Origin of the sequence: Sphaerochaeta sp. UBA5836 (genome assembly GCF_002432845.1) — a bacterium.
GTDB lineage: Bacteria > Spirochaetota > Spirochaetia > Sphaerochaetales > Sphaerochaetaceae > Sphaerochaeta.
The window spans coordinates 23,596-28,237 of record NZ_DJGW01000040.1; the positions used below are offsets into that span (position 1 = coordinate 23,596).

The following is a 4,642-nucleotide window of genomic DNA, read 5'->3' on the forward strand; positions in this document are numbered from 1 at the left end:
GGTACGGCAGCCGGTCCCACGCTCGATCTCTTAGCCAGTCCGCTTCTCAGCGGGCTGGCCGACCCGTTCCTCAAACAAGGAGCTTCGGTGTTGTGGGAGATGACCCGCGGCTGCCCATTCCATTGCTCGTTTTGCTTTGAGTCGCGGGGAGAGCGAAGTGTGCGTCACTTCAACCTCGAACGGCTTGAAGCCGAACTTGAGTACCTGATCGACCATGAGGTAGGCGAGGTCTATGTCCTCGACCCTACGTTCAACATGGATAAGAAGCGAACCCTTGCCATCCTGGCCATGCTTGAAGCAAAGCAGGCTCCCATCCATTTTGTCTTTGAAGTGAGGGCCGAGTTGCTTGACACTGCGCTTGCCGATGCTTTTTCCAGAATCGATTGCTCTTTGCAGATAGGCCTGCAGTCCATCGACAAGGCGGTCCTGAAAGAAGCGAACCGCACCTTCGATGCAGAGCGGTTCACCAAGAAAATCCAGTTGCTCAACCAGCGGGGCATCGCTTTCGGCTTGGACCTCATCATCGGCCTGCCTCATGACAGTTTGGCCTCCTTCACCAAAAGTCTGGACTATGCCATGCTGCTTAAACCCAGCAACCTCGACATTTTCCCTCTCTCGCTGCTTCCCGGCACCTTGGTCGGCGAGCAAGCAGCATCCTTCGGTATTGCAAGCATGAGCGAAGCCCCGTATACCATTCTTCACTCCCCCACCTTCAGCGAAGAGGACCTGAAGAAAGCAATGCGGCTGAAGAAAGCGTGCGACCTCTTCTTCACCCAAGGCCAGGCAGGTATGTGGATGCCCAAGCTTTGTGAGGCGACGGGACAAAAACCCTCATCCTTGCTTACCTTATTCGATTCCTATCTCTCTTTTTACCTGCAAAAGACGCAGGTGGATGCATCCGAACTCGACATATTCGCCCTCCAGGAGGCCTTCGTCACCAGCCTGCTCAAGAAACTGGGCAACCAACGCTATCTGAAGCCTCTGCTCTCGTACATGGAGCTGCACCAGGGAATTGCATTCTTCCACCTGTATCAGGAAAGTCCCGTCATCAAGCTCTCCTACGCGCTTGAGCAGCTTGCCCTGCTGGACTCCATGTCCCTTGATGATTTCCTTAAATCCCATCCTGACGGGGAAGAGATGGAGCTATCAATCCAGTGCAACGAAGTCGGAGAACTCACGTTTCTTCCTGTAACAGGCGAGAGACAAGCAAACTTCTAGTTGAGAAGCAACAAAAAATCCCGTACAGTATGGATAAGGAATGAAACCAGTGAAATATGTGAACCATAGCATTCGAGCAGTCCTTCTGCTCGCTCTTTTATTTGCAGCTTCCGGTTGCACCATCACCGAAGGCCTTACGTTTACCAATACGGAAACGCATGAATCTGCTTTTGATTTCACCGTTGAGGATTTCTTCATCGCAGTCCTGCAGGATTTCAGTGAGTTTGTCCCTCCCGAGGGGGATGAATCCTTGATGGACAAGGCCATCAGCGATTTCCAGCGAGCCCTGGATTATAGCTCCACTACCGATAATGTCAGGCTGACCAAGCTCAACGACAATGCGTACCAAGGGACCTTTACCTTCAACAATCTGCAGCAGCTCATCACCGATCTGGGTGCCGGGAGCAACCAGAGCCTTTTGAAGATGCAGAAAAACAGCATGACATTCTTCCTTTCCATGGACAACTATGAGCAGCTTGTGCCGGTCATCCCCTTTCTGGCCGATGAGAATTTTGAGGCGTTCGGCCCGGTGTACAACCAAGGCCTCAGTGAAGCTGATTACCTAGAAATGATCAGTTTCATGCTCGGAGAGGAAGGCCCCCCTGCAATCGAGCAGTCCGTCATCACCTTGCAGGTAAAAACGCCCACTTCCATCACCGGCTTTTCCAACGGCAGGAAAATCTCCGACACCCTCTATGAGTTCAGCTTCCCCTTGATCGATTTCCTTCTGCTCGAAGATCCCATAACCTTCTCAGTCAGTTGGAAGTAGAGCCGGATAGTACTCAGGATGCCAAGAAGGCAGCGGGAAACCCGCTGCCTTTCATACTTTCTCTTGGCTGCAATGCTTATACGTTGAAGCGAAAATGCATGATGTCCCCATCCTGCACCACATACTCCTTGCCTTCCATCCTGAGCTTTCCTGCTTCCTTGACTTTCTGCTCGGTCTTGTACAGAAAGAGGTCCTCACAGTTGTACACCTCCGCCTTGATGAAGCCTTTCTCAAAGTCAGAGTGGATGACTCCGGCAGCCTGGGGTGCCTTGTACCCTGCGCGGAACGTCCACGCCCGGTCCTCATCGGAACCTGCGGTAAAGAAGGTGCGCATCCCAAGCGTATGATAGGCACTGCGGATGAGCTGGTTCAGGCCCGACTCCTTCAGTCCTACCGCCTCCAGGAACTCACGCTTCTCCTCCTCGGTCTCCAACACAGCGATTTCCGACTCAATCTTGCCGCAGATGACCACCACTTCAGATCCTTCAGCCTCGGCGATGGCCCTCACTGTCTTTACATACTCATTCTCTTCTACAATGCCGTCCTCATCGACGTTGCAGACATAGATGACCGGCTTGAGGGTGATGAGATGCAGGTCAGAGACCATGGCTAGCTCGTCTTCCTCCAGCTTCAAGGAGCGCGCCGATTTTCCATCCTCCAAACACTCTTTGAGCCTGGATAGAACAGGAAGCACCTTCTCATTCTCTTTCTGCGCCTCCTTGCTCAGGCGGGTGAGCTTCGCCTGTTTCGCCCACCTGTTGGTCACCGTATCCAGATCAGCAAGGGCCAATTCAATGTTGATCGTCTCGATATCATCGGCGGGATCGATTTTGTTGTTTACGTGGATGATGTCATTGTCATCGAAGCACCTGACCACATGGGCGATGACGCCCACCTCCCTGATGGAGGCCAAGAAACGGTTGCCCAGGCCCTCTCCCTTGCTTGCTCCTGCAACCAAGCCGGCGATATCGACGAACTCGAAGGTGGCCGGGACAACTTTGGCGGGAGGAATCAACGCAACAATCTTGTCCAAGCGGGGATCGGGGACGGACACTATGCCCACATTGGGGTCGATTGTACAAAAAGGATAGTTCGCAACTTCAGCAGGTGCTGCCGTCAAGGCTGAGAAAAACGTCGACTTGCCAACATTGGGAAGCCCTACTATGCCGCAATTTAAACCCATTATTTACCTCATTCTCGGCTCTTTGGAGCCAGCAGGGGCAGTGTAGCACATATTGACTTGCACGTTAACCAGCCCTATAGTCATCAGCAATGGGTATTGAACAGTATATCGGCTCCGAAGAGCCTGTTTCCAAAGGCAAGCGTGTCTACGAAATCAAGGATGAAAACCAAAGAGCTCTCTTGCTCATCCTTGTTCCTCCAACAGAATCAGACCAAAGCTCAAAGCGAAGAGCCGAAGAACTCAAGGCACTTGTCTCCACCATGGGAGCCCTCACGGTAAGGACAGAGTTCATCCCGTTGCGCCAAACCAATAGTGCAACGCTCATCGGCAGCGGCAAGGTGGCAGCCATCAAGCTCTTGGTGGAAGAACTGGAAATCGACGTTGTCATTTTCGACCAAGGCATCAATCCTCGTGTACAGCGCAACCTGGAAAAAGAGATGGAGACATGCGTCATCGACCGCGATGAGGTAATCCTGCAGATTTTCGCCGACCGTGCCGCCACCAAGGAAGCCGCGTTGCAAGTGGAACTCGCCCGTCTTGAATACTCTCTGCCCCGGCTCACCCGCCGATGGACGAACCTCAACCGTCAGCAGGGAGGCGTCAAGGGAACCAAAGGCGAGGGGGAGACGCAGCTCGAGCTCGACCGAAGACAGATCCAGGACCGGGTCGTAAATCTGAAGCAACAACTGGAGAAGGTGGTGCAGCAGCGCAACATCCAGCGCAACCAACGGCTGAACGGCAACATCCCAACCGGGGCCATCGTCGGCTACACCAACAGCGGGAAGTCCTCGTTGCTCAACGCCCTTACCAACGCAGATGTGCTGGTTGAGGACAAGCTCTTTGCAACCCTCGATCCGACAACCCGGATGGTCAAACTCCCAGGCGGGGAGGAGATCCTGCTCTCCGATACGGTAGGCTTCATCAGCGATTTGCCGCACAATCTCGTGGATGCATTCAAGAGCACCCTTGAGGAAGCGAAGTATGCTGATTTTTTAATCATCGTCTGCGATGCATCCCATCCCGATATGATCGCATGCTACACCACCACCGTACAAGTCTTGGAGGAGTTGGGTTGCACCGACAAGCCGGCCATCGTGCTTGCAAACAAGATGGACAAGGTTGAGGATGCTTTTGCCGTCTCACGGCTCAAGTCACTGTACAGTCCGGTGTTGGAGACGTCGATCAAGACGGGAGCCGGCCTCGATGCATTGATGAATCAAATCGGCATCACACTGCACGAGCTGTGCCCCACCACCACCTATTTGCTTCCCAATTCAAGGCACGACCTTGTAGCCCACATCCACCGATACGGCCAAGTCGAAAGCATTGATTACACCGAGGAAGGAATCCTGGTGAAAAGCAGGATCCAGGTGAGGTTCCAAGGACCGCTGCACCCGTTCAGGCAGGACTAAAATATCGGGTGCCTCCGAAAGGAAGCACCCAACTGCAATATCCGAACGTCCGTAGACGAT

At 53.3% G+C, this 4,642-nt stretch carries 4 protein-coding genes; 3 read left to right on the forward strand and 1 reads right to left on the reverse strand.

What is annotated here, in order from left to right; translation table 11 throughout:
- On the forward strand, positions 1-1,218 hold a 1,218-nt coding region (locus tag B3F49_RS03260; RefSeq protein ID WP_293908933.1), incomplete at its 5' end, for a B12-binding domain-containing radical SAM protein.
- A 40-nt stretch (positions 1,219-1,258) separates the two neighbouring features.
- Positions 1,259-1,987 (forward strand): hypothetical protein, encoded by a 729-nt coding sequence (locus B3F49_RS03265; protein WP_293893007.1) that lies wholly within the window; start codon positions 1,259-1,261, stop codon positions 1,985-1,987.
- 76 nt (positions 1,988-2,063) lie between these two features.
- On the opposite strand, the gene ychF is transcribed toward B3F49_RS03265, so the two are convergent.
- Positions 2,064-3,170, reverse strand: coding sequence for a redox-regulated ATPase YchF (gene ychF / locus B3F49_RS03270; protein ID WP_293908934.1), 1,107 nt, complete (start codon positions 3,168-3,170; stop codon positions 2,064-2,066).
- 89 nt (positions 3,171-3,259) lie between these two features.
- On the opposite strand from ychF, the gene hflX reads away from it, so the two are divergent.
- A complete protein-coding gene (gene hflX, locus B3F49_RS03275; RefSeq protein ID WP_293908935.1) occupies positions 3,260-4,582 on the forward strand; it encodes a GTPase HflX in 1,323 nt (440 codons plus the stop codon).
- Positions 4,583-4,642: the final 60 nt, after the last annotated feature.